Annotated in this window: 27 protein-coding genes; 12 read left to right on the forward strand and 15 right to left on the reverse strand. The window is 53.0% G+C overall.

Translation table 11 applies throughout. The annotated features are described in order from the left end of the window. Nucleotide 1: 1 nt before the first annotated feature. Complete coding sequence (locus tag HF685_RS06860) at nt 2-703, reverse strand: glutathione S-transferase family protein (RefSeq protein ID WP_168818878.1); 702 nt, start codon at nt 701-703, stop codon at nt 2-4. 244 nt (nt 704-947) lie between these two features. On the opposite strand from HF685_RS06860, the gene HF685_RS06865 reads away from it, so the two are divergent. From HF685_RS06865 to HF685_RS06880, 4 genes are read left to right on the forward strand one after another with little or no spacing between them, the layout of a single operon-like run. Further along, the gene (locus HF685_RS06865; RefSeq protein WP_168818879.1) at nt 948-1,283 is read left to right on the forward strand and encodes a hypothetical protein; all 336 of its coding nucleotides are present in this window, start codon (nt 948-950) and stop codon (nt 1,281-1,283) included. Nucleotides 1,284-1,285: 2 nt separating this feature from the next. Further along, a complete protein-coding gene (locus HF685_RS06870) occupies nt 1,286-1,522 on the forward strand; it encodes a hypothetical protein (protein WP_168818880.1) in 237 nt (78 codons plus the stop codon). 6 nt (nt 1,523-1,528) lie between these two features. Beyond that, complete coding sequence (locus HF685_RS06875) at nt 1,529-1,933, forward strand: MerR family transcriptional regulator (protein ID WP_168818881.1); 405 nt, start codon at nt 1,529-1,531, stop codon at nt 1,931-1,933. Beyond that, a complete protein-coding gene (locus HF685_RS06880; RefSeq protein ID WP_168818882.1) occupies nt 1,920-2,159 on the forward strand; it encodes a hypothetical protein in 240 nt (79 codons plus the stop codon). The genes HF685_RS06875 and HF685_RS06880 overlap by 14 nt, the downstream gene beginning before the upstream one ends. 54 nt (nt 2,160-2,213) lie before the next feature. Here the strand turns inward: HF685_RS06880 and purT are convergent, their stop codons facing one another. Together purT and HF685_RS06890 are read right to left on the reverse strand one after the other, a co-directional pair. Then, nucleotides 2,214-3,404, reverse strand: a complete 1,191-nt coding sequence (gene purT / locus HF685_RS06885) for a formate-dependent phosphoribosylglycinamide formyltransferase (RefSeq protein WP_168818883.1) — start codon at nt 3,402-3,404, stop codon at nt 2,214-2,216. A 316-nt stretch (nt 3,405-3,720) separates the two neighbouring features. After that, nucleotides 3,721-4,068 (reverse strand): VOC family protein, encoded by a 348-nt coding sequence (locus HF685_RS06890; protein WP_246218790.1) that lies wholly within the window; start codon nt 4,066-4,068, stop codon nt 3,721-3,723. Nucleotides 4,069-4,204: 136 nt separating this feature from the next. On the opposite strand from HF685_RS06890, the gene HF685_RS06895 reads away from it, so the two are divergent. Together HF685_RS06895 and HF685_RS06900 are read left to right on the forward strand one after the other, a co-directional pair. Continuing rightward, entirely contained in the window at nt 4,205-6,361 is a 2,157-nt protein-coding gene (locus tag HF685_RS06895) for a TonB-dependent receptor (protein ID WP_168818884.1), read from the forward strand. A gap of 35 nt (nt 6,362-6,396) precedes the next feature. Beyond that, nucleotides 6,397-6,498, forward strand: a complete 102-nt coding sequence (locus HF685_RS06900; RefSeq protein WP_425500182.1) for an entericidin A/B family lipoprotein — start codon at nt 6,397-6,399, stop codon at nt 6,496-6,498. Between the two features lie 96 nt (nt 6,499-6,594). Here HF685_RS06900 and tatC read toward each other — a convergent pair whose 3' ends face one another. The 9 genes from tatC to HF685_RS06945 all read right to left on the reverse strand — a co-directional run bounded on the left by tatC (nt 6,595) and on the right by HF685_RS06945 (nt 13,961). Next, nucleotides 6,595-7,383, reverse strand: coding sequence for a twin-arginine translocase subunit TatC (gene tatC / locus HF685_RS06905; protein WP_211051415.1), 789 nt, complete (start codon nt 7,381-7,383; stop codon nt 6,595-6,597). After that, on the reverse strand, nt 7,380-7,730 hold the full coding sequence (gene tatB, locus HF685_RS06910) for a Sec-independent protein translocase protein TatB (protein WP_168818886.1): 351 nt from the start codon (nt 7,728-7,730) through the stop codon (nt 7,380-7,382). The genes tatC and tatB overlap by 4 nt, the downstream gene beginning before the upstream one ends. A 34-nt stretch (nt 7,731-7,764) precedes the next feature. Further along, the gene (locus HF685_RS06915; RefSeq protein ID WP_168818887.1) at nt 7,765-7,998 is read right to left on the reverse strand and encodes a twin-arginine translocase TatA/TatE family subunit; all 234 of its coding nucleotides are present in this window, start codon (nt 7,996-7,998) and stop codon (nt 7,765-7,767) included. Between the two features lie 28 nt (nt 7,999-8,026). Next, nucleotides 8,027-8,647 (reverse strand): SMC-Scp complex subunit ScpB, encoded by a 621-nt coding sequence (scpB, locus tag HF685_RS06920; protein WP_246218820.1) that lies wholly within the window; start codon nt 8,645-8,647, stop codon nt 8,027-8,029. A gap of 103 nt (nt 8,648-8,750) precedes the next feature. Continuing rightward, nucleotides 8,751-9,545, reverse strand: coding sequence for a segregation and condensation protein A (locus HF685_RS06925; RefSeq protein ID WP_168818889.1), 795 nt, complete (start codon nt 9,543-9,545; stop codon nt 8,751-8,753). Continuing rightward, the gene (gene nagZ, locus HF685_RS06930) at nt 9,545-10,552 is read right to left on the reverse strand and encodes a beta-N-acetylhexosaminidase (protein ID WP_168818890.1); all 1,008 of its coding nucleotides are present in this window, start codon (nt 10,550-10,552) and stop codon (nt 9,545-9,547) included. Before nagZ ends, HF685_RS06925 begins: the two co-directional genes overlap by 1 nt. Nucleotides 10,553-10,780: 228 nt before the next feature. Next, a complete protein-coding gene (locus HF685_RS06935) occupies nt 10,781-11,431 on the reverse strand; it encodes an SPOR domain-containing protein (protein WP_168818891.1) in 651 nt (216 codons plus the stop codon). A gap of 26 nt (nt 11,432-11,457) precedes the next feature. Continuing rightward, on the reverse strand, nt 11,458-13,179 hold the full coding sequence (gene argS, locus HF685_RS06940) for an arginine--tRNA ligase (RefSeq protein ID WP_168821343.1): 1,722 nt from the start codon (nt 13,177-13,179) through the stop codon (nt 11,458-11,460). A 122-nt stretch (nt 13,180-13,301) separates the two neighbouring features. Beyond that, nucleotides 13,302-13,961: a hypothetical protein gene (locus HF685_RS06945; RefSeq protein WP_168818892.1), complete on the reverse strand. Its 660-nt coding sequence runs from the start codon at nt 13,959-13,961 to the stop codon at nt 13,302-13,304. 197 nt (nt 13,962-14,158) lie between these two features. Between HF685_RS06945 and ispH the strand changes: the two genes are divergently transcribed. The 3 genes from ispH to rnhA are packed head-to-tail and all read left to right on the forward strand — an operon-like array spanning nt 14,159 to nt 16,538. After that, nucleotides 14,159-15,118, forward strand: a complete 960-nt coding sequence (ispH, locus tag HF685_RS06950; RefSeq protein WP_168818893.1) for a 4-hydroxy-3-methylbut-2-enyl diphosphate reductase — start codon at nt 14,159-14,161, stop codon at nt 15,116-15,118. Beyond that, nucleotides 15,118-16,077: a homoserine kinase gene (gene thrB, locus HF685_RS06955; protein WP_168818894.1), complete on the forward strand. Its 960-nt coding sequence runs from the start codon at nt 15,118-15,120 to the stop codon at nt 16,075-16,077. Before ispH ends, thrB begins: the two co-directional genes overlap by 1 nt. Beyond that, the gene (gene rnhA, locus HF685_RS06960; RefSeq protein WP_168818895.1) at nt 16,074-16,538 is read left to right on the forward strand and encodes a ribonuclease HI; all 465 of its coding nucleotides are present in this window, start codon (nt 16,074-16,076) and stop codon (nt 16,536-16,538) included. The genes thrB and rnhA overlap by 4 nt, the downstream gene beginning before the upstream one ends. 82 nt (nt 16,539-16,620) lie before the next feature. Here the strand turns inward: rnhA and HF685_RS06965 are convergent, their stop codons facing one another. The 3 genes from HF685_RS06965 to HF685_RS06975 all read right to left on the reverse strand — a co-directional run bounded on the left by HF685_RS06965 (nt 16,621) and on the right by HF685_RS06975 (nt 18,979). Continuing rightward, nucleotides 16,621-16,797 carry a YegP family protein gene (locus HF685_RS06965; protein WP_168818896.1) on the reverse strand — a complete coding sequence of 59 codons (177 nt, stop codon included), beginning with the start codon at nt 16,795-16,797 and terminating at the stop codon, nt 16,621-16,623. 95 nt (nt 16,798-16,892) lie between these two features. Continuing rightward, entirely contained in the window at nt 16,893-18,020 is a 1,128-nt protein-coding gene (locus HF685_RS06970; protein ID WP_168818897.1) for an NAD(P)/FAD-dependent oxidoreductase, read from the reverse strand. Beyond that, on the reverse strand, nt 18,017-18,979 hold the full coding sequence (locus HF685_RS06975) for an alpha/beta fold hydrolase (RefSeq protein ID WP_168818898.1): 963 nt from the start codon (nt 18,977-18,979) through the stop codon (nt 18,017-18,019). Before HF685_RS06975 ends, HF685_RS06970 begins: the two co-directional genes overlap by 4 nt. Before the next feature lie 85 nt (nt 18,980-19,064). Here HF685_RS06975 and HF685_RS06980 point away from each other — a divergent pair, with 85 nt between their 5' ends. The 3 genes from HF685_RS06980 to HF685_RS06990 all read left to right on the forward strand — a co-directional run bounded on the left by HF685_RS06980 (nt 19,065) and on the right by HF685_RS06990 (nt 22,251). After that, the gene (locus HF685_RS06980) at nt 19,065-19,550 is read left to right on the forward strand and encodes an A24 family peptidase (RefSeq protein ID WP_168818899.1); all 486 of its coding nucleotides are present in this window, start codon (nt 19,065-19,067) and stop codon (nt 19,548-19,550) included. A gap of 74 nt (nt 19,551-19,624) precedes the next feature. After that, complete coding sequence (cpaB, locus tag HF685_RS06985; protein WP_168818900.1) at nt 19,625-20,590, forward strand: Flp pilus assembly protein CpaB; 966 nt, start codon at nt 19,625-19,627, stop codon at nt 20,588-20,590. A 2-nt stretch (nt 20,591-20,592) separates the two neighbouring features. Further along, nucleotides 20,593-22,251: a type II and III secretion system protein family protein gene (locus tag HF685_RS06990; RefSeq protein WP_246218791.1), complete on the forward strand. Its 1,659-nt coding sequence runs from the start codon at nt 20,593-20,595 to the stop codon at nt 22,249-22,251. The last annotated feature ends 4 nt before the right edge of the window (nt 22,252-22,255 follow it).

Raw genomic sequence — 22,255 nt, forward strand, 5'->3', positions numbered from 1 at the left:
ATCAGGCCGAAAGGTCAAATTTCTCCGGCACCACTTTGGCGAGTATTTTTTCGCATGCGGTCCGATTGACGGCAAAGCAATCATGCGATTTCATCGCTTCATAGTGCGCGACGAGCGATGGCCATTTGCTCGCGTCCGGCGTTCCGGCGAGCATATCGGTTTGGTAGATTTGGCAGGCAACTGAAATATCCGCAATCGTAATGCTATCGCCAATAAAGTGGCTGCGGCCATCGAGTTGCTTTTCCAGATAATCATAAAGCGGCGGCAGTTTTTCGTTCCAGGTCTTGCGCGCGGTGTCGAGGTCCGGCTCCTTTTTCTGGAAGAGATTGAAGATAATCGGCCGGAACAATCCCATCCCGCCCGCCATCGCCATGCCGGTATCGGCATATTCCTCCAGCCACAAAGCCCGGCCATGGTCGAACGCATCATCGGGATAGAGCGCCGGTTCCGGCTGCTTCTTCTCCAGATAGCCGCAAATCGCCGAGCTATCGGTTATCGTTCCCGCCGCACCTTCTGTGGCGATGGTAGTGTCGCGGAGTGACGGGATGCGCGCCAGCGGCGATATTTCCATATACCAGTCCGGCATCCCCATCACATTAACCGCCTCGCATTCATAATCGAGACCCTTTAGCGCCAGCACGGCTTCGACCTTGCGCTGGAAGGGGGATAGGGGCGAGCCATAGAGGATATAGGGAGTGGTCATTGGCTTGGGTTCTACGTTGATTTGATTATTTGCTAGAGCGTCAGACACCTGCTGCCAACTCATTTTGGTTGATGGTCATATAAATACAGGACAGATCATTTATTAGAGTGCAAGCCTACTGTCCGCTATGGGCGCAAAAGAGGGCACTACTGCAATCCCCAATCAGCATCAAAAATTTCTCTATTGACTTAAAGCGTGCTTTAAGTGCTACTCAGTCGATCCTGATCATTTGAAAGGGATAAAAATGGAAAGATTAGACAAGAATGCAGCGGTTTCGTGCTCACTCAATGATGAAGAATTTCGGGATCGACGCGCATTGGCACGGCGCACGCTCATACCAAAAATAGAAAGTTGTGATCGCACCGGCGACATTCTCCTCTTTACCTTCTATCAATCGAGTGACCTTCGTCAAACCATTGAGGACTTCGTCACATTGGAGCAGCAATGCTGCGGCTTCTTAACATTCAAAATCATTGATGTTGACGACGGTCAACCAACCGCGCTCAAAATATCCGGGCCGCCGGAAGCATCTGCGACTATAGATATTTTCGCTGCTGCTGTCCAAACCGGACGCAGTTGAAAATGAACGAGAAAAAGCTGAAAAGAACCGGCCTATCAAGCCTCGCATTAGGAGCAATGGCTTTGTTAGCTTGCGAACTTCCGGTAATCTTGGCGGTTATTGGTTTTGGCGGCCTGAGCGCTGGTGCAAAGGTACTGCGTCCTTCGCAATCCATTGAAATCTTAGCCATCGCATTAGTTTTCATCGGGAGCCTGCTTTTGTCATTTCATTTTATAAGAAAACGGAAATCAGAGGATTAGCGAGCTATGCACATAGGGGATGTCTCACAAAAATTAGGGATGCCAGCTTCGACCATCCGCTACTATGAGAAAATTGGATTGATCGAACCACAGCAACGTGTTTCAGGTCGAAGAAAATTTGATGTACAGGCGTTGTTCGCATTGGAATTTGTGCGCCTTGCTCAAACCGCTGGTTTTTCAATTGCAGAGATAAAGTCACTACTGAAAGCCTATGAAAAAGATCCGAGCGCCAAAGGCCCCTGGATGGTTCTGGCGGAAGAAAAGCGAGCTATTTTAAAAACACAAATCCAGGAACTGAAGCAGATGGATCGTATTCTCAATGAGCTCGTATCTTGCAACTGTGGATCACTAACCGAGTGCATTGAAACAGGTATCAAACAAAAAAGAGTAATCAATCATGAGCGGAACTGAGGCGCTTGGCATTTTTGCAATCGTGATAATGGTCGGTAGCTATGCACTGGAAAAAAGATCGCCGATTTTCATCGCTAGCTTTGCAGTAGGCTGCATCCTCGCAGCCACTTATGCATTGCTCATCAAATCCTACCCTTTTTTAGTCGCCGAAGGGGTTTGGGCCGTCATCGCAGCAAACAGATGGCGACAGTCTCATTCTAGTGACAGCTTAAAACCGCAAACTTAGCGGGTTAGGACATGAGCTCCGTTCCTTGTGTCCGCTTTCGGGATATTACGGGCATCAGCGGTATTTTATCCCAACCGCATCAGCAGCCCGCTTAGTCAACCCCCGCGCCGCATCCGCATCCCCGCCCGTCGCCAGCGCCACAGCCATCCGCCGATAGGGTTGCGTTACGGGTTTGCCGAAAATCCGGACATCCACTTCTGCACCCTCGCCGCCCAAGGCCAGCGCTTCCGCCACGCCGGTAAATTCAAAATTCTCGCTATCCCGATCCGCCAATATCACTGCGCTGGCACTCGCGGGGGCGGTGAGCGCGATATGCGGGATGGGGAGTTCCATGATCGCACGCGCATGCAGGTCAAACTCGCTCAAATTCTGACCGATGAGCGTCACCATGCCGGTATCATGCGGGCGGGGACTGAGTTCGGAGAATATCACTTCGCCCGCCTTGGTGACAAAAAATTCCACCCCGAACAGGCCATAGCCCAGCCCGTCGCCAGCCAGATTATCAACCACCTTGCGCGCCATATCCTGAGCGGTGGCGAGCGGAGCGGCGGCCATGGAAGCAGGCTGCCAGCTTTCCTGATAATCGCCGCGTTCCTGCCGGTGGCCAATCGGCGGGCAGAACAGCACGCCGTCTTTGGTCCGCACGGTGAGCAGCGTAATCTCATAATCGAAATCAATAAACTGCTCGACAATCACCCGCGCCCGATCGCCCCGCATATTGTCCACGGCGTAATTCCATGCCGCTTCCAGATCGCCCTCGCTATCAACCTTGCTCTGCCCTTTGCCTGAGGAAGACATAACCGGTTTGATCACCAACGGCAGGCCGATATCCGCCGCCGCGCTGGCGACCTCTTTAAAACTCTCGGCATAATGATAGCGCGAGGTGGTCAGGCCCAGCTCCTTCGCAGCGACATCGCGGATCGCATCGCGGTTCATCGTTAGCTGCGTCGCACGAGCGGATGGGACGACGTTGAAACCCTCTGCCTCGACTTCCGCGAGTATCTCTGTTCGGATCGCCTCGACTTCGGGGACGATCAGGTCGGGTTTGTGCTTGTGGATCGCGGCGCGGAGCTTGTCAGCGTCGAGCATCGAAAATGTTTCGCTGGCGTCCGCAACTTGCATCGCAGGGGCATGTTCATAGGCGTCGCATGCGATCACATAAGCGCCCAGACGTTTGGCAGAGATAACGAATTCGCGGCCCAGTTCGCCGGAACCGAGCAGGAGGATTTTTTTGGTGAAGGTCATGGGGTGGTTATGAGAATATCATCGAGCACGCGCAAGCATCTTCTCCCTTGATGGAGAAGGATACGGAGCCTTATGAGCAAAGCGAATTAGGCGGTGTTGGATGAGGGTGCCCTACCCTCTGAAGCGCAGAACACCCTCATCCAGCTTCGACTAGGCAGCAAGCTGCCAAGTCTTCACATCCTTCTCCCTCAAGGGGACAGGATGATTACCCCGCTGCCATCATCTCACTCATCCGCCTATTCATTTCCTCGGGCGAAACATCTTCAATATGCGTCGAAAGCGTCCACTCATGGCCGAACGGATCTTTGAGCCATCCTTAGCGATCACCGTAAAACTGGTCTTCCACCGGACGGGTCACTTCGCCGCCAGCCGCAATCGCTTTGTCAAACGCGGCATCCACATCGGGCACATAGATCATCAGGCTGCACGTCGATCCTCCGCGCGCCTTGGGGCCCAATTTGTCCATCTCGGGAAACTCGTCCGATATCATGATATGGGTATCGCCAATCACAATATCGGCATGGCCAATTTTATCACCCATCGGCATCCGCATATGTTCGGTCGCGCCAAAGGCTTCCTTGTAAAACTCAATCGCTGCTGCCGCATCATCCACCGTCAGATATGCCGTAACGCTATAATAGCCGTCCTCTTTCCAGTTTGCCATTCTCCATCCTCTCCTCGTGATCGCGCAGCTTATAGCAAATTTGCCTCATTCTGGCGACTCAATCAAATTAGGAATTGATATAACATTACATTGTGCCTATCTCGCAATCACTAATTCCCTCCAGCATGAGTAAACCATGTCATATAGCAAATTCCTGGTCAGTTCCGCCACTCTGGCACTCAGCCTCTCCCCTGCAATGGCACAGACAGCACCGCAGAACGCGCCCAAGACTACCGAACCCGAACGCGGGCTATCGGATGATTTTCATGACGATGATATGATCGTGGTGACTGCTCCTTATGTGGACCAGCTCGATATATTAGCGGGTACGTCTTCGCTCTCCGGTGACGAACTGACTCAGGATTTGCGCGGGCAAATTGGCGACAGTCTGACTGGCCTTCCCGGCATTTCCTCAACCAGTTTTGCACCCGGCTCCTCTCGCCCCGTGTTGCGCGGCTTTCAGGGGCCACGGGTAAAGGTGCTGACAGATGGTATCGGTTCGCTCGATGCGTCCAATACGTCCGTCGATCATGCCGTGACTATCGATCCCCTCACCGCCCAGCGGGTTGAAGTGCTGCGCGGACCAGCAGTGTTGCTGTTTGGCGGCGATGCCATCGGTGGCGCAGTGAATGTCATCGACAAGCGTATTCCCCGAGATGTGCCCGGCGAGCCCCTCCATATCGATGCGGTTGGCGGATACGGCAGCGCTGCGGATGACTGGAGCTTGGCCGGATCACTCGATGTTCCGCTCACCGACAATCTGGTGTTTCACATCGATGGCAGCTTTCGCGATACAGACGATGTCCGGGTACCAGGATTTGTGCTCTCTCCCACCCTACGCGCCGAAGCATTGGAAGAAGTCGCTGAGGAAACAGCCGAAGGCAATCTCGACGAGGCTGCAGAATTTGCCGAAGCCGCTGCGCTAAGCGGCCGCGTCCCCAATACCGCCAGCCGCACCAAAACAGCAGGCGCCGGACTCGCCTATATCGCCGATGGCGGCAATATCGGTTTTTCCGTCAGCTATTATGACACGAACTACGGCGTCCCCGCCCGACCCGGTGCCGGCCACGCGCACGGAGAAGAAGGCGAAGACGACGAAGTTGGCGAAGAAGAGGAAGAAGGCCCGGTCACCATCGGATTGGAACAAATTCGCGCCGATCTGCGCGGCGGCGTTGATATTGGTGGCTTCTTCGAAAAGCTGACCTTCCGCGCCGGATATTCCGACTATGAACATACCGAATTTGAAGGCGATGAGATTGGGACCGTCTTTTCGGTTTCCGGTATCGAAGCCCGCGCTGAGCTCATTCAAGCCGATAGAAACGGTTGGCGTGGTGTAATCGGCACCCAGATTTTGGCCCGCGATTTCAACGCGATTGGCGCAGAAGCTTTCGTTCCGAAAAACTCTGTTGAAAGCTGGGCACTATTTACGGTTCAGGAAGTGGATCTAGGCAATTTTGAAGTCGAGGCTGCCTTTCGCGTCGATCAGACGGATATTTCCGCCAATAGCATCAACTTCGATCGCAGTTTCAATACCATTTCAGGTGCGCTAGGACTGGCCTATGCACCCGATGATAGCGCCCTGAAAATCGGCGCTAATCTCTCACGATCAGAACGCGCACCTTCCGCCGAAGAGCTTCTCTCAAACGGCCCGCACATCGCAACGCAAGCCTTTGAAATCGGCAACCCCGATTTCACCACCGAGAAAAGCATTGGCGGCGAGCTTTATGCGCGTTGGGATAGCGATAATGTGAAGCTAAGCGCGACCGTTTATGCCAATTCCTTCAACGATTATATTTTTGAAGCAGAAACTGGAGCAGAGGAAGATGGCCTTCCCGTTTTCCAATATATCCAGCAAGATGCGACCTATTATGGTTTTGAAGCTTCCGCTTCTGCGGTTGTCGCTCGCTCTGGCGGTTTTGACTTTATCATCGATGGCGTTGCGGACCATGTGCGCGCAAAGATTAAAAATGGCGGTGGACCGGTTCCGCGTATCCCTCCGCTGCGACTTTTGGGCGGCATAGAAGCGCATAGCGACAGTATCGATCTGCGTGCCGAAATCGAATGGTCGGCCAGCCAAAACCGCGTTGCCGCATTTGAAACGGCAACCGATGGATTCACAATGGTCAACGCCTCCGCCGCCTGGCGACCGTTTGGCAAGGAGGGCGGCGTGACATTGCTCGCCTCCGCCAATAATATTTTTGATGTAAGCGGCAGGCGTCATGCTTCGTTCACGAAAGATTATGTACCGCTTGCAGGTCGTGATATACGTCTCAGTGCAAAATTCAGCTTTTAGGACCCTCGAACATGCAAAAAATCATCGCAAGCGTTATGATATCCTCCCTGTTGTTGCTTGGCGCCTGTGCCACAGTGAAGGGCGTAGGCCGTGATATTGAATCGATTGGCAAAGCCGGTCAGGATGCAATTGATTGAAGCCGTTAGCGGTGTGACCAAATCCGTTCGTGGTGAGCCTGTCGAACCACGCCGTTAGTCAATCGGTTTCCTTCGACAAACCCAGGATGAACGGAACTATTCTGTCTCCATTGCCGCTTTTTTGCGATCAGTGAACCACATAATCGCCAATGATATTTCGTATAGCATGATCAACGGAATACCCAGCATCAGCTGTGAAACAACATCAGGTGGTGTCAATATTGCTGCCAAAGCAAAAGCGGCGACAATCATGTAACGGCGGATACCCTTTAGCTGATCGCGCGTTACCAATCCCGCGCGGTTGAGCAGCAGCAACAGGACAGGCAGTTGGAAACAGACGCCAAAAGCCAAGATGAACTGCATGACCAGCGAGAGATAATCGCCCATTGCCGGCAACGCTTCCTGGGTCATCCCGCCAACCTCGCCCTCGAATCCCACAAAGAAACGGAAGGCCGTAGGCATCACGATATAATAGGCCAGCGCCGCGCCCGCCATAAACAGGATCGGCGTTGCTATCAGGAATGGCAGAAAGGCTCGCTTTTCCTTCGCATATAGACCCGGCGCAACAAACGCCCAGAGTTGATTGGAAATAACCGGAAACGAGACAAAAAAAGCCGCAAACAGCGCCACCTTTATCTCAACAAAAAAGGCTTCATATAATTTGGTGTAGATTAGCTTGCCCTCGCCCGGCGGAAATGCCGCAGTAAGCGGTTTTACAAGGAGCCCAAAAATTTCATCGGCGAAGAAAATGCAGACCCCAAATGCCACCGCAAAAGCGGCCAAAGCCCATAACAGCCGCTGTCGCAACTCAATGAGGTGTTCAATCAACGGCGCCTTGCTATCGTCAATTGAGGCATCAATATCAGGCGGCGATTGTTTGTTCATGGCTTATCGGTCGCAGGCGGCGTATCTGGAGTATCATCAGAGGTTGGGGAGTTTGGCGGGCCATCGAGTGGTTCCATCTTTGGTTCGTCACCTGCGGGCGTGCCCTCAACAGTCGGATGCTCCAGCATGATCCGTTCGTTTTCAGAAGCCCATTTCTTTTCCATTTCCTGAAGCTCGGCCTCACGAACCATAGCGTCGAGGCCAGACCGGAAATTTGCCATTATGCCGCGCGCCTTGCCCATCCACTTGCCAGCAGTCGCCAGAGCGCCTGGTAGTTCCTTGGGGCCAATCACGACAACTGCCACCAAGGCAATTAGCCCGATTTCCCAGAAAGAAAGGTCAAACATATCCGAAGCTGGTCCTGTTCAGCGGACCAGATGGTCAGCTCGCTGTCTTATCGGTAGTTGTGGCGGCATCCACGGTATCGGCGGGTTTATTATCAATTCGGGCCGTTGGAGTGGCAGCAGACGCCGATTCTTCCTCGTCGGTGATACCCTTTTTGAAGGACTTAATACCTTTACCAACATCGCCCATCATTTCCGATATCCGGCCACGACCGAATAAAATCAGCACCAATGCTGCTACGATTAAAATCTGCCAAATACTCGGTTGCATCGAAAATCTCCTGATCTACCCAGCTAACTTAAGCGCTTTCGTGTTCGTTTTCCAGTAAGACCGCATCATCAGTCTCATATTCTTCGGAAAAATTGTCCTCAGCGCTATCTTCGCTGGCATTTTCAGCAGCTCCGTCAGCCAGTTCTTCTTCCGCTTCCAGCTCCAGCCGCTCCATCGCCAGATCAACCGGATCAAGCAAGCCAGCAGCCCTTAAATCGTCTATACCGGGCAAATCCTTTCGGGTCTGTAAACCGAAATGGGTCAGGAATTCCGGAGTCGTTGCGTAAATCAATGGCCTGCCGGGAACTTCCCGTCGGCCAGCAGGGCGCACCCATCCCGCTTCCATTAGCACATCCAGTGTTCCCTTGGCGACCTGAACGCCTCTGATAGCCTCGATTTCGGCGCGGCTAACCGGTTCGTGATAGGCGATTATCGCCAGCGTCTCCATGCCCGCACGGCTGAGTTTGCGCAGTTCGGCGCGTTCGCGGCGTAGCAGATGTGACAGATCATGCGCAGTTTGAAAATGATAGCGGTCTCCAGTTTTTATCAGCACAATCCCGCGATTTTGATAGTCGCGTTGCAGATCGACCAATGTCTGGCGGATATCGATTTCCTCGCCGACATAGAGTTTAATATCGGCAAGGGTCATCGGGTTTTCCGATGCGAACAAAGTCGCTTCAACGGCGCGCCTGCCGATATCAACATCGTCAGTTCTGCTGATAAAAAGACTTTCATCTTCAGTCGCGGTACCATTATCCATTTATGACTGCCTTTATTCTAAGCGGCGCAAAACTCTCGTCTTGATCCATCACCAATTTGCCCTGTTTCGCCAATTCCAGTGCTGCGAGAAAACTCGATGCCAGCGCTGATTTGCGCAATTGCAGTGGCGCGCCGCGTGGCAGAAAATCACAAATATCCATCCAGTCAATCGCCTCGCCGAGCATCATCGACACCCGCGCCAAAGCATCCTCCAGCGTCATCACCATGCGCTGTTTGACAATATGAACGGCGGGCGCATTGCGCATTTTTACCCGGGAATAGGCCGAGATAAGGTCATAATATCCCGCCTGCCATTCTCGGTTTTTGAGTACCTTCAAGCCCTCGGGCGCGCCGCGTGCAAACACATCGCGGCCAATGCGGTCACGGCCCATTAACCGGGCACCAGCCTCGCGCATAGCGTTGAGCCGCTCCAGCCGCATTTGCAGACGTAGCGCCAGTTCTTCCGGCGATGGATCAATTTCGGGGTCTTTCGGCAGCAACAGGCCAGACTTTAGGTAAGTCAGCCAAGCGGCCATAACCAGATAATCGGCAGCAAGCTCCAGCCTTAAAAACTGAGCATCGGCGATATATTTGAGATATTGCTGGACCAGTTCGAGAATCGAAATTTCCCGCAGGTCCACTTTCTGATTGCGCGCAAGCGCGAGCAATAAATCAAGCGGCCCTTCCCAGCCATCAATATTGAGCGTGAGCGCGTTGTCTTCTTCCACTGATTCCGGCGGAAAGAAAAAGCTCTCGCCTTCAGTTTCTATTTCGGTTTCCGGTTCCATCACGCCGCCGCTGCGATCAAGGCATCGCGCTTGTCGACGAGTTCTGCCAGTTCAACCTCTTCACGACCGCCGATTACCATCATAGCTTCGTTTAATCGCGCACGGCCCTTGTCAGTGATTTCACCTAATAATTCTGCAATTCCGACCATCTCATCCATCCGGCCCCAGCAATTCAAAGCGATATCACAGCCGGCCTTGACGACATCACGCGCGCGGCTGGGGACGTCCCCTTTCAGCGCTTTCATGTCGAGATCATCAGAAAACAGCAATCCGTCAAATCCGATCTGCCCGCGAATAACCTCCTCAATGACTTTCGGCGATAGGCTTGCACAATGCTCGCTGTCCCAAGCTTCATAGACAATATGAGCGGTCATACCCATTGATGCGCCGGATACCGTCCGGAATGGTGCGATATCAATTTCCAATTCCTCTGCTGAGGCCGAGATCCTTGGCAATTCCAAATGACTATCGACAACCGCACGGCCATGGCCCGGCATATGTTTTATTACGCTGGCCACGCCGCCACGGGTTTGCCCGTCGATAACCGCGCGTCCAAGCGCCGCCACCTGCATCGGCTCGCTCCCCATTGCCCGGTCCCCGATGGCAGCCACCGTTTCCGGTTGACGGACATCAAGCAACGGTAAACAATTCACGGTTATGCCCACTTCCCGCAAGCTCTCGCCCAGAGCCTGGGCATTAATCCGCGCCGCTTCAATCGCAGTGGCAGGCGCAACATCATAAAGCTTGTCAAAAACCTCACCCGCCGGGAAGTTCGGCCAAATCGGTTCTTTCATGCGAACGACCCGCCCGCCTTCCTGATCGATCAAGATAGCGACATCATCGCGGCCATGCAGATCGCGCAACTCGTCAGTAAGAGCGCGCAATTGCGATTTGCTCTCGATATTGCGGCCAAAAATAATATAGCCAGACGGATCGCTTTCCTTGAAAAACGCCTTTTCGTCCGGGGTCAGACTTAATCCCGCCATACCGAAAACTGCTGGTGTCATATGCTCAATATACCCGTTTCACGCACAACTTTACATGCAGATCATGCGCAATTTCGGGAGTCCGGTAAAGCAGAAAGCGCCGTTATCCACAGCGCTTCCCCTATTGATACGGTTATGCAAACGAAAAAATCTTGTGCAGCTTTGCTCAAATCCGTTCGTCCTGAGCCTGTCGAAGGACTGATTGTGCGCAGAACTATGCTTCGATCAGCTCAGCACGAACAGTAAAATTTAGCGAACAACCAGACAGCTCTCACCGGCCGCTTTCAGGTTGTTGCAAACTTCCTGCGCCTTCTGGGCATTGGCCGCGACCGCGTTGAGGCGATAAATCGTCCCGCCTTCGACTGTGCCTGGAACGATTTTCTTCGGCATCGCCGCTATCGCTTCAAAACGCCGCGCAAAACCGGCCCATGAACTATCGGCCAATCCAGCCGAGCTGAATGCGCCAAGCTGGATCATCGCGCTGCCGGGTGCTTCGGCTGAAGCTGCTGCCGCGTCATTGCTCGCAGCCTGTTTCACCGGCGCTTCGGCTGGCTCGGATGTACCGAGCTTGGCCGCAGTATCCTTGCCTTCGCTGGCATCAAAGCTGGCATCGCCTTCGCCTTCAAATTGTTTGGCCTGCGCGTCGTCGGGGCGCACTTTATAGTCGCCCTCCTGCGCTGCAATAAGCTGTCCGTCGCCATCGAGGCCACCGCCATCGCGGTTCTGCAACCAATAAATACCGCCAACAATCGCAGCCAGCAAAACCAGACCTGCAAGAACAAACAGCGCTACCCGGGTTGGTGAATATTCGCCTTCACCATCATAATCATCCGCAGATTCGAGCCAAGGCAGCCGATCTTCGTCGTCCAGATCCAGACTATCACGCGTTACATCAGACATATTATTTCCCCAAATCTTCAGTCTATCTACATAGAATCCACGGCCTCAACCCCCATTAACGCCAGACCGTTACGAATAGTTTGCCCTAAATTCCTGGCTAAGAAAAGCCTAGCCGACGTAGTCTCATGATCGTTAACCATTAACATCCGCTTATCAGGCCGGTCATTTCCCAAATTATAGAAGCCATGGAATGCGGCGGCGAGGTCGTTCAGATAGAATGCGACCCGGTGGGGTTCCCGACTCGCGGCGGCGGATTCGACGATTCGCGGGAACTGCGCTGCCATTTTGACGAGGTCAAACTCTTCTGCGCCCAGCTTGTCCAAATGCCTGTCGGACGGCGCGATGCCCTCATCCGCAGCTTTGCGGATATTAGACTGAATTCGCGCGTGGGCATATTGCACATAGAAGACCGGATTATCGCGCGATGCTTCGGTGACTTTGGCAAAATCAAAATCCATTTGCGCATCGGCTTTGCGGGTCAGCATGGTGAAACGCACGGCATCCTTGCCGACTTCCTCCACCATATCCGCGATCGTAACAAAATTCCCGGAGCGCTTCGACATTTTCTCAGGCACACCGTTGCGCAGCAAATGCACCATCTGCACCAGCTTCACATCAAATTTTGTCTTGCCCTCAGTAAGCGCCGATACCGCTGCCTTGATCCGCTTGACCGTGCCGGAGTGGTCGGCACCCCAGATGTCGATTAGTTCGTTGGCGGATTGTGATTTTTGGAAATGATAAGCAAGATCACCACCAAAATAGGTCCAGCTACCATCGGATTTCTTGATCGGCCGGTCCTGATCGTCGCCAAATTGGGTCGAGCGGAATAATGGCAATTCAACCGGCTCCCAGTCTTCAACTACCTTGCCCTTTGGCTGTTCCAGCTCGCCGTCATAAACAAGATCACGCGCGCGCAGCTCTGCCTCTGCGGCTTCCGCCTTGCCCGCAGCGTGCAGATCGGCTTCCGATGAAAACACATCATGCTTTATGCCGAGCAGCGCCAGATCGGCGCGGATCATGTCCATCATGCCATCCACCGCTGCCTTGCGAAAAATCTGCAACCACTGTTGTTCCGGTGCAGCCTGATATTGATCGCCATATTGCTGCGCCAGCGCCCAGCCAACCGGCTTGAGATAATCACCCGGATATAGCCCTTCGGGAATTTCCATGATCGTTTCGCCAAGCGCTTCGCGGTAACGCAAATGGACCGAACGAGCGAGTGTATCGACTTGCGACCCGGCATCATTGACATAATATTCGCGAATGACGTTGTGGCCGACTGCTTCAAGCAAATCCGCAAGTGCATCGCCAACAACTGCACCCCGGCAATGGCCCATATGCATGGGGCCAGTGGGATTGGCGGAAACATATTCGATATTGACCGTGATGCCAGCGCCTTTTTTGGAGCGACCATATTCACTGCCGAGCTTGTCAATTTCAAGCAACTCACTAACAAGTACGGCATCAGAAACTCGCAGGTTTATAAACCCCGGCCCCGCCATCTCTGCGGATTTCACATCCTCCAGAGCCGCCAGTTTTTCAACGATCTTCTCCGCCAGATCACGCGGTTTCATGCCTGCCGCTTTGGAGAGTACCATCGCGGCGTTGGTTGACAGATCGCCGTGTGAAGGATCGCGCGGCGGCTCCAGCGTAACATTTTTGCGGTCAAGCCCTGCGGGTAAAACACCGTCGGCAGTCAGCGTATCAAGCGCTTTATCAATATGTTGCTGGAAAATCTGGTAGAGCATGGTTTCACTCAATTCATCTGAGATATAGTCCTTAACTGCTCATGCTAAGCCTGTCGAAGGATATGTCGCGCACGAACAACCGCGCGTCGACAAGCTCAGCGCGAACAAAATTTAAAGCAACTTTATCGCGTGGCGTTATATTGCAATTGCGCCTGGGTCAGCTGGAATCCGATAAGTAATTCAAATGTCGAACGCGCAACGGCTGCCTTGGTCGCAGGATCTGCCAACGGATCAAGCGCTGCATCCGGATCTCCGGGTTTGCGCCTGCGCGTTATTTTTTCGATTACGTCTTCCGGCAATCGGGCTGCTGCGGCATCAATATATGATCCCGCCTTGCCCGATCCTGATGCGCGATATTGGCCATCGGCAAATTGCAGCGTCACATTTTTTACTCGCTTGGCAACAACGGCGGTTCCGCCCTGAACAACGGTTGAGAAATAGGGCACGGTAACCGAGCGCGCACCGCGAGGGTTCGAGCGCACAGCATAAATATCAAATGTCGCTTCGGTATAGATTTTCGCACCTTCGCTATTGCAGGTCGAGCGAACGTTGGTGATATTTGCGACCACGTCGATCGCGCTTGCAGCGGTGCTGTTAGCAGGATCAAATACCGTCATATCACCCGTGTAATCAGGCACCGCAACAGCAGGACAACCGGTGCGCGTCACGGCAATACCGACGCCAGAACTTAGATCCAGCTTGCCTTCCCGTGAGCAACCGGCGACCGCCAATATTGTAAGTCCGGCCAAAACCACTTTGCTCAAACGTCCATTCAATCTCATGCCTGTTCCTTATCTTCAATCCGGGGTCGCTAAATCTTGAGCCCTCAATCCCGCATTGACCGCTTCACATATTCGCAATATGCGCCGCCATAATACAAGTTTAAAAACCCTTATCCGTGCCTTTACGGCGGCGCAACCGTCCACAGGATGAACAGATGGGCTTTTCGCCGCGACGCTTTTTCACTATGGCGGGTCTTATGAATCACCCCAAATCAAATAAACCGCGGATTAGCTTGCTTGTAGCCGCCCCTCGCGGGTTTTGTGCCGGCGTAGACCGGGCTATTAAAATTGTCGAACTGGCCATCGAAAAATATGGTGCGCCGGTCTATGTTCGTCACGAGATTGTTCACAACCGCTATGTGGTTGATGAACTCAAGACACTCGGCGCTATATTTGTCGAGGAACTGGACGAAGTGCCGGACGGTGTTCCGGTGGTTTTTTCTGCCCACGGCGTACCCAAAGCGGTCCCGCATAAGGCGGCAGAACGTGGCCTCAATTATCTCGATGCCACTTGCCCGCTAGTATCCAAAGTGCATCGACAAGCCGAACGCCAGGTTGAGGCGGGGAGGCACATTATTTTCGTCGGTCATGCAGGGCATCCCGAGGTGATCGGAACATTCGGCCAAGTTGACGAAAGCATGATAACGCTTGTTGAAACGCTGGAGGATGTTGCCGCGCTCAAGCCAATAGACGCCGACAAGCTCTCTTTTCTAACCCAAACAACGCTGTCGGTGGATGATACCCACGCCATTGTCGCGGCGCTACAGGAACGTTTCCCCAGCATCGTAGGGCCAAAGGGAGAAGATATTTGCTATGCAACTTCAAATCGTCAGGATGCGGTTAAACAGATAGCTGCTTCCAGCGATCTGGTGTTGGTCATCGGCGCCCCCAATAGCTCGAACAGCCTGCGATTGGTGGAGGTCGCTCAGCGCCTGGGCACCGATGCTTATCTCATCCAGCGGGCGGACGAAATTGACCTGGAATGGATGAAGGGTGTTGGCACATTGGGCCTCACCGCAGGTGCGTCCGCTCCTGAAATTCTGGTTCGGGAAGTCGTTTCGTATCTGGAACAATATTTCGTCATCGATGAGCAGAAAATCCGGACCACTGAAGAACATATGGTTTTCAAACTGCCGCGCGGTCTCGAAGCTGCCTGATGGCCGTTTATACCAAGGTCAGCGCAGAAGAAATTGACGCATTTTTGACCCGCTATGATGTCGGCACCTTGGTCTCGGCCAAGGGCATTGCCGAAGGTGTAGAGAATAGCAATTTCATGATTGAGACAACGCAGGATCGCTTCATTCTCACGCTATACGAAAAGCGCGTTGATCCTGCAGATTTGCCGTTTTTTATCGCGATGCTCGACCATCTGGCGGCCAAAGGCTGCAGCGTCCCGCCAATGATCGCGGATAAATCCGGCGAGAAAATCCAGCAGCTTTGTGGCAAATCCGCCTGCCTTATAAAATTTCTTTCCGGCGTATCGGTGACCACCCCGACCCCTGCCCAGGCTTTTGCCGCAGGGGCCGTGCTTGGAGAGATGCACAGCGCGCTGGTTGATTTTAGCCTTGAGCGGCCGAACAGCATGGATCATGACGCCTGGCGCAAGCTGGCGTCAGATTGCGGATCGGAAGGTCTCGACAAGATATTTTCGGGGCTGGGCGCAATCGTCTATTCAGAACTGGATGAACTGGACACCGCCTGGCCTGACAATCTCGAGTGGTCGGTTATCCACGCAGACCTCTTTCCGGACAATGTTTTGATGCTCGGTGACAAGGTAACCGGGCTGATAGACTTTTATTTCTCCTGTTCCGACGTGCGCGCTTATGACATTGCAGTAACCCACGCCGCCTGGTGCTTTGCAGAAGATGGCAGCGGCTTTGACAAAAACATCTCGATCGCGCTGCTTGGCGGATATGCCAAGAGCTTTGAAATCAGCGATGAAGAACGTGAGGCGTTGCCGGTGCTGGCACGTGGCGCGGCATTGCGTTTTTTGCTGACGCGCGCTTTTGACTGGATCAATACACCGGCTGATGCGCTTGTAACCCGTAAAGACCCCACTGCGTTTCTGCGCCGCCTGCAATATTATCAAAAGCATCCGGAAGTTTTTAACGCATGATTCCCGGCGAGAGTGCTACGAAAAACCTGCAATATGTCGAAATCGCTACTGATGGTGCATGCAAGGGAAATCCGGGACCGGGCGGCTGGGGCGCGCTCATCCGCTTTGGCGATAAAGAAAAGGAAATTTCGGGCGGCGAACCGGAAACGACAAATAACCGAATGGAGTTACGCGCCGCGATTGAAGCGCTGAACACGCTTAAGCGGCCTTGCCGGGTCAAGCTTTCGATCGACAGCACCTATGTAAAAGACGGCATCACCAAATGGATTTTCAATTGGCAGAAAAACGGCTGGCGCACGGCGGCGAAAAAGCCGGTTAAAAACGCCGACTTATGGCAGGACCTGCTTGAAGCGGTCGAGCGCCATCAGATTGAGTGGTCCTGGGTGAAGGGCCATTCGGGCGATCCAGACAATGAACGCGCTGATGTGCTGGCGAGCGACGCGGCAGAGGCGGCGCGTTGATCTAAGCAAAAAACTTCGTTGCTTGAATAAAGTCGCCAATCGGGGACCGTTCGTCCTGAGCGGCAACTGTCCGGCCTGAATTCTAGCTATTATCTTCAATCTCAGCCGTTGGGCCATTCTTGAGGATCGACTTGATCGCATTTTTCGCGCTGGCTTTGCTGGAATAGCCTTCGGTAGAAAACATCACCTCGCTGTTATGCTTGAAACGGACCCGAAATTCTTTTTTCTTGTCCCGATAAATTTCAAATTTGTGCGCCATGATGTTTTCCTCTCTGGGGATTCTTGATGTCGGACGGGTATATTGCGTGCCAAAGTCTTATACGCAATGATAAATTTTCCGGAATCTTGTCACTTTTACCGAAAACGTCGTGGATGATATAGCGCTGCATCAAGAGTATTGACCATTTCATCGCGGCTTTGATCCAGCAATATTGATCGGGTCAAACGCGCTGCCGCAGGCGCCGTTTGTATACCAAAGCCACCCTGCCCGGCGAACCAGAAGAAATTCTCGTCGCGTGGGTCGAAACCGTAAACAGGCAGGCGATCAGGCGCAAAGCTTCGCAAGCCTGCCCATTTTCGGGAAACTTTCTTAACCTCCACATCCTTTACCGATTGAAAGCGATCAATCGCAATCGCCACATCCAGCTCTTCCGGAGCGGCATCAACGGCCGCTGATGGAATTTCATCGTGTGGGCTGAGCCAGTAACTTCCGCCGGTTTCGGGTTTGAAATAGAAACTGCCATCCAGTGCCACGATCAGCGCGCCGTCTATTTTCGCTGGCGGGTCCGTTTCCAGTTGAACCATCGTCCGGCGCAGCGGTTTGATCCCGAGCGGGGGGAGGCCAGCCAGTTCGGCAATATAATCTGCCCACGCGCCCGCTGCGTTGACCAGCTTTCGAGCGTAATACTGGCTGTCTCCGACCTGCAATTCCCACATCCCGTCTTGCCGAACGATAGAGTCAACCCGGGCGTTGCATAGCAACATGACGCCTTTTCGCCGCGCATCGGCCAGATAGGCCTGATGCAATCCCGCTACATCTATATCAAAACAATCAGGCTCAAAAACAGCCTGTTTCCAGCCGGATTTCAAATGGCTGATGTGTCGCGCGATTTCGGTAGCACCCCATCTTTCGAGCCGGACGCCGCTGCCATTGAAATCGGCCATGAACTTTTCAGCAAGTTGAGCTTGGTTGTCATGGCCAATATTTATCGCCCCGCGACGCGTCAAAAAACTGCGCTCTGAAAAACTCTCATGTGGGTTTTGCAGAAACTGTCGCGACGCTGTTGTTAGCGGCTGGATTTGCGGGCCGCCGTAAGTTTCCGTCCAGAATGCAGCGGACCGCCCGGTGGCATGGTAGCCGGGTTGACTTTCGGCTTCGAGGAGCAGCGCCGATGCATCGCCGCCAAGCTCCGAGGCAATGCTGGCGCCGGCAATACCTGCGCCGATGATAGCAAAATCGTAGAATGTCTTGTTCGCATTCATTTGGGCGGAGCCACTTTTTCAAGAAAATTAAAGCTGGCCCTAAGCGCCTCATTCCTGACTGCATCCACTTCACGGAAAATTTCATGGGCACATTCCGGTCCGAACAACTTCAACTCAGAATGCTGTATAAGCTGATGTGCTATTTCGATAGCGGCGTTGTCAACCAACTCGTCAACCGAGGTCACCAGAAACAATACCGGTGATCTTACTTTGCGCAAATTCAGAGGATTGCGCAATTTTCGCGCCGATGCATAAGCCCGCTCCACCCAGCGCCAGCTTGCTGGACCAAGCCTTAGATAAGGGCGCTTCGCAAACCAGAAAAATTCATCAGCATAGCGCTCGGCATCATGGGTCAACAGTCGTTGTCGCAGCACTTCAGGTTCCAGCGGTTTCTCGCTTACCTTCCAGGCCCGGCGCTGCGCACGGCCGGCCAAGCACATGATTTTGGCAGCTAGCTCTGCCATCCATTCTGACATGCCGCCTCCGGCTGGCACGAGCATCGGCGCAGATAAAATGGTCGCATCGGGATGGATTTTCTGTTCCGCCAGTGCCCGCATGACGAGATGCCCTCCCATGCTATGGCCAACCATTACATGCGGACCCGGATGGGTAAGCTGCCACTCTGCAAACAGCTCCGCCAGATCAGCAACCCAGATTGAAAAATCGTCGATATGGCCAACATGGGGGTGGGCTCCACAACGCCCGGACCCGCCTTGTCCGCGCCAATCCGCCGTTGTCACATTCCATCCAGCAGTGTGAAAATCATGAAATGTCTCAAGATATTTTTCGTAGAAATCGGCGCGGCCAGTCATGAAGAGCACTGAACCACGCGCCATATCCTGAGGGTGGCCCCATTCCAGTCTGCGCAGTTCCCAACCATCTGCAGCCTGCCATGGCCGCTCTGTTACGCCTGCCGGTATCGACCGTCTGTCAAAATTATTGTTCGTCGATAGGCTCAAGTGCCGCTCCGGTGGCCAAGGTGCATGTCTACGGGGTTAATCATGGTTACGATTTAGTAAGGGATTGTTTTTATGGATGTTCGTCATGAACGGGGAACAACTCATCTACTTGCTCTGGGGCGGCTTGGCAATTGCACTGATTGTTGCAGCCATTACCGACATTAAAAGCCGGACTATATCCAACAAGCTGAACCTAACCATTGCGCTTGCGGCACCGCTTTTCTGGATTGCTAGCGGCATGAGCTTTTGGCCAGATATGGTTTGGCAACTGGGTATTGCCGCAATTATATTTGCAATTTTCGCTGGCATGTTCGCGCTCGGCGCGATGGGCGGCGGTGACGTTAAATTGCTGGCCGCAATAGCGTTGTGGTTGCACTGGCTGACACTCATTCAAATGTTGGTCATAATGTCGATTGCTGGCGGCGTGTTAACCATCTTCATGATTATAAACAAAAAAATTCAAAAACACGAAGGTCCAGTCAAGGTGCCGTACGGAGTAGCGATCTCGTTTTCGGGGCTCTGGGTCATCTCCAGCATCATTTACGAACGATATTTTAACCATTTTACTTGAAAGAGGAATCTACCGCCAAACGATCATCGTAAGCTGATCATTCGAGGTGGGGCATTCAGGAGGCGGAAATCGTCATGGACAAGAAGAAACTTATTTTGCTGATAGGCGCGCTGGTTGTTGCAGCGGTTACCGCCTTGCTGGCCAAGAACATGTTTGATGGTGCTGCGGCACCACAAGCCGAAGCGAAGAAAGCGGAAGTGATGGGCGAAGAAGTGCTCGTTGCAACACGCGCTCTTCCCGTTGGCACAATTATTACACCAGATGCGTTCCAATTCCAGCCTTGGCCTAAAGATTTGATCGAGGAAGCTTATTTCCAGAAGGAAGGCACCGATATTGCGGCACTGAACGGCACTGTCGTTCGCAATGCGATAACCGCCGGCCAGCCGTTGACCAAAGGTGCTATCGTAAGCCCGGGAGATCGTGGTTTTCTGGCAGCGGCTCTCGGCCCCGGCATGCGCGCTGTGACTATTCCCGTTACGGGTCTTACCGGCGTGGCTGGATTTGTTTTCCCTGGCGACCGTGTCGATCTTATGCTGACCCAGTCGATCACAGGCGCTGGTCCGGAAATGAAAGTTTCGGAAACAGTCATTCGCAATCTGCGTGTGTTGGCAACCGACAATCGCGTTAGCGCAACGACCGATGAAGAAGGCCAGACCGTCGCGCAACAGGCAAAATTGGTGACTTTGGAAGCTACTCCCAAAATCGCAGAGCAAATTTCGGTTGCGCAAACATTGGGCACGTTGAGTCTATCGCTGCGGTCGCTAGCCGATAGCAGTGCAGAGCTGGAAGAAGCCATTGCTTCGGGTGAAATCAGGCTACCGAAAACAGATGATCCAGCTGAAGAAGCTCGAATGATCAAATCGCTAGCAGCACGTCCAAATTCTCGCAAATCAACTTTCTCGACTGGTGGTGATATTTCACGGTTTGAAACCAAAACACCTCCTCCCGCAGAAGCGATACCCGAGAAAAACAAGCCTGAAGGACCAAAGGTCCGGGTATTTAGTGGCAGCACCCAAGAACGCGTCGAGTTTGGAGATTAATCATGGCTATAGAATATACAAAGCATAGCCGCAGTCAGACGGCTTCCTTTTCGAAAACCGGTATCCGATCAAAGAAAATGTTGGGCACTGTGATTGCGGCAACCATAGCTTTGGCTCTGGCTGCAAACAGCGCAAGTCCGGTAAACGCCCAGTCGGCATCCGTTTCCAACCCGCAATCGCGCATAAGTTTGTCGGTTGGGCGTGGAAAATTGATCACCCTGCCAGCGCCTATAGAAGACGTTTTTATAGCTCAGGACGAGATTGCCGATGTACAGGTGCGGTCTCCGCGTCAAATATACATCTTCGGCAAAAAAGGTGGCCAGACAAGTTTCTATGCTACCAGCAGTTCTGGAAAAGTGATGTATTCGGCAGAAGTATCGGTCAACGCCGAAATTTCGTCAGTCGATCAAATGCTCTCCCTCGCGATGCCGGATTCGAAAATTACAGTGAGCACAATGAATAATTTCGTTCTGCTAACCGGTACAATATCTGATCCTCGCGATGCAGAAGAGGCTGAAAACTTGGTTCAAGCCTACGTCGGTGAAGAGACAAGGGTAGTCAGCCGGTTGAAAACCGCAACACCACTTCAGGTAAATTTGAGAGTCCGTTTTGCGGAAGTTAGCCGGTCACTGGCCAAGGAAATCAATGGCAACGTGACAACGCGCGATGCCAGCAACGGCTTTCTATTCGGTGTTAACCGGGGGCGCAATTTTGCTTCGATCGGCAATTTCGATACTTCAAATCTGCCGCAACTGGATGCTTCCAACCTGTTTGGTTTACCAGCAGGATCCATCTCGTTGCCTTTCGATCCAAACTCCGGTCAATTCATCACTGGCGGCACTGCGTTCAATTTCACGCAAGGAGCCGGCCTCAACACCATACAAGCGGCTGGCCGCCTGTTCGGTCTTGATATTGCGACAGCGCTGGACGTGTCTGAACGCGTGGGCCTGGTCACAACCTTGGCATCACCAAATCTGACAACCATTTCCGGTGAAACAGCAACATTTCTTGCCGGCGGTCGTTTCCCGATCCCGGTTTCAAGCGGGTTGGGCGAGATTTCAGTGACCTATCAGGAATATGGTGTAAGCCTTACCTACACGCCGACGGTGCTGTCAAATGGCAGGATATCGATCCGCGTGGCACCAAAAGTATCCGAGTTGTCATCACAAGGTGCTGTGGTCCTGAATGGCTTTTCAATTCCCGCGATCACAACGAGAGAAGCAGAAACAACCGTAGAACTTGGTTCAGGTGAGAGCTTCATGATTGCTGGTCTGATGCAAAATAACTATAACTCGGTTATCGACAAAACTCCTGGTCTTGCCGACGTACCTATTTTGGGTAACCTATTCAAATCAGACGGTTACCGGAAAAATGAAACGGAATTGATGATCGTGGTTACACCATATCTGGTGAAACCGGTCAGCGATGACAAGATCGTTTTACCGACAGACGGCTTCAAGCACGCCAATGATTTTGAGCGAGTCATCATGAATCGCCAAAGTTCAACCGGCGAAGCCGACCGTCCAAAACCAACCGTCGCACCACCGGTTGCCAGTGGCCCGGCCCTCAGCAGCATGGCCCCGCCAGCAAAAGGCAAAACTGCAAAGAAATCAGGAAAATCCAGCGGCAGCGCTGCGCCTGGCTTTAGCTTCGACAAATAAGTCC

The sequence above is a fragment of the Parasphingorhabdus halotolerans genome, assembly GCF_012516475.1.
In the GTDB taxonomy this organism is placed as follows: Bacteria; Pseudomonadota; Alphaproteobacteria; order Sphingomonadales; family Sphingomonadaceae; genus Parasphingorhabdus; species Parasphingorhabdus halotolerans.

Coding starts and splice junctions, on each gene's coding strand:
- argS (WP_168821343.1), bottom strand. CDS start 13,179: ATGCTCTACCAGATTTTCCAGCAACATATTGATAAAGCGCTTGATACG.
- HF685_RS06890 (WP_246218790.1), bottom strand. CDS start 4,068: ATGGCAAACTGGAAAGAGGACGGCTATTATAGCGTTACGGCATATCTG.
- HF685_RS06990 (WP_246218791.1), top strand. CDS start 20,593: ATGGCTATAGAATATACAAAGCATAGCCGCAGTCAGACGGCTTCCTTT.
- HF685_RS06900 (WP_425500182.1), top strand. CDS start 6,397: ATGATATCCTCCCTGTTGTTGCTTGGCGCCTGTGCCACAGTGAAGGGC.
- HF685_RS06965 (WP_168818896.1), bottom strand. CDS start 16,797: ATGGCGCACAAATTTGAAATTTATCGGGACAAGAAAAAAGAATTTCGG.
- purT (WP_168818883.1), bottom strand. CDS start 3,404: ATGACCTTCACCAAAAAAATCCTCCTGCTCGGTTCCGGCGAACTGGGC.
- HF685_RS06895 (WP_168818884.1), top strand. CDS start 4,205: ATGTCATATAGCAAATTCCTGGTCAGTTCCGCCACTCTGGCACTCAGC.
- thrB (WP_168818894.1), top strand. CDS start 15,118: ATGGCCGTTTATACCAAGGTCAGCGCAGAAGAAATTGACGCATTTTTG.
- ispH (WP_168818893.1), top strand. CDS start 14,159: ATGAATCACCCCAAATCAAATAAACCGCGGATTAGCTTGCTTGTAGCC.
- rnhA (WP_168818895.1), top strand. CDS start 16,074: ATGATTCCCGGCGAGAGTGCTACGAAAAACCTGCAATATGTCGAAATC.
- HF685_RS06935 (WP_168818891.1), bottom strand. CDS start 11,431: ATGTCTGATGTAACGCGTGATAGTCTGGATCTGGACGACGAAGATCGG.
- nagZ (WP_168818890.1), bottom strand. CDS start 10,552: ATGACACCAGCAGTTTTCGGTATGGCGGGATTAAGTCTGACCCCGGAC.
- cpaB (WP_168818900.1), top strand. CDS start 19,625: ATGGACAAGAAGAAACTTATTTTGCTGATAGGCGCGCTGGTTGTTGCA.
- HF685_RS06915 (WP_168818887.1), bottom strand. CDS start 7,998: ATGCAACCGAGTATTTGGCAGATTTTAATCGTAGCAGCATTGGTGCTG.
- tatB (WP_168818886.1), bottom strand. CDS start 7,730: ATGTTTGACCTTTCTTTCTGGGAAATCGGGCTAATTGCCTTGGTGGCA.
- HF685_RS06865 (WP_168818879.1), top strand. CDS start 948: ATGGAAAGATTAGACAAGAATGCAGCGGTTTCGTGCTCACTCAATGAT.
- HF685_RS06880 (WP_168818882.1), top strand. CDS start 1,920: ATGAGCGGAACTGAGGCGCTTGGCATTTTTGCAATCGTGATAATGGTC.
- tatC (WP_211051415.1), bottom strand. CDS start 7,383: ATGAACAAACAATCGCCGCCTGATATTGATGCCTCAATTGACGATAGC.
- HF685_RS06925 (WP_168818889.1), bottom strand. CDS start 9,545: ATGGAACCGGAAACCGAAATAGAAACTGAAGGCGAGAGCTTTTTCTTT.
- HF685_RS06970 (WP_168818897.1), bottom strand. CDS start 18,020: ATGAATGCGAACAAGACATTCTACGATTTTGCTATCATCGGCGCAGGT.
- HF685_RS06980 (WP_168818899.1), top strand. CDS start 19,065: ATGAACGGGGAACAACTCATCTACTTGCTCTGGGGCGGCTTGGCAATT.
- scpB (WP_246218820.1), bottom strand. CDS start 8,647: ATGACCCTTGCCGATATTAAACTCTATGTCGGCGAGGAAATCGATATC.
- HF685_RS06945 (WP_168818892.1), bottom strand. CDS start 13,961: ATGAGATTGAATGGACGTTTGAGCAAAGTGGTTTTGGCCGGACTTACA.
- HF685_RS06870 (WP_168818880.1), top strand. CDS start 1,286: ATGAACGAGAAAAAGCTGAAAAGAACCGGCCTATCAAGCCTCGCATTA.
- HF685_RS06860 (WP_168818878.1), bottom strand. CDS start 703: ATGACCACTCCCTATATCCTCTATGGCTCGCCCCTATCCCCCTTCCAG.
- HF685_RS06875 (WP_168818881.1), top strand. CDS start 1,529: ATGCACATAGGGGATGTCTCACAAAAATTAGGGATGCCAGCTTCGACC.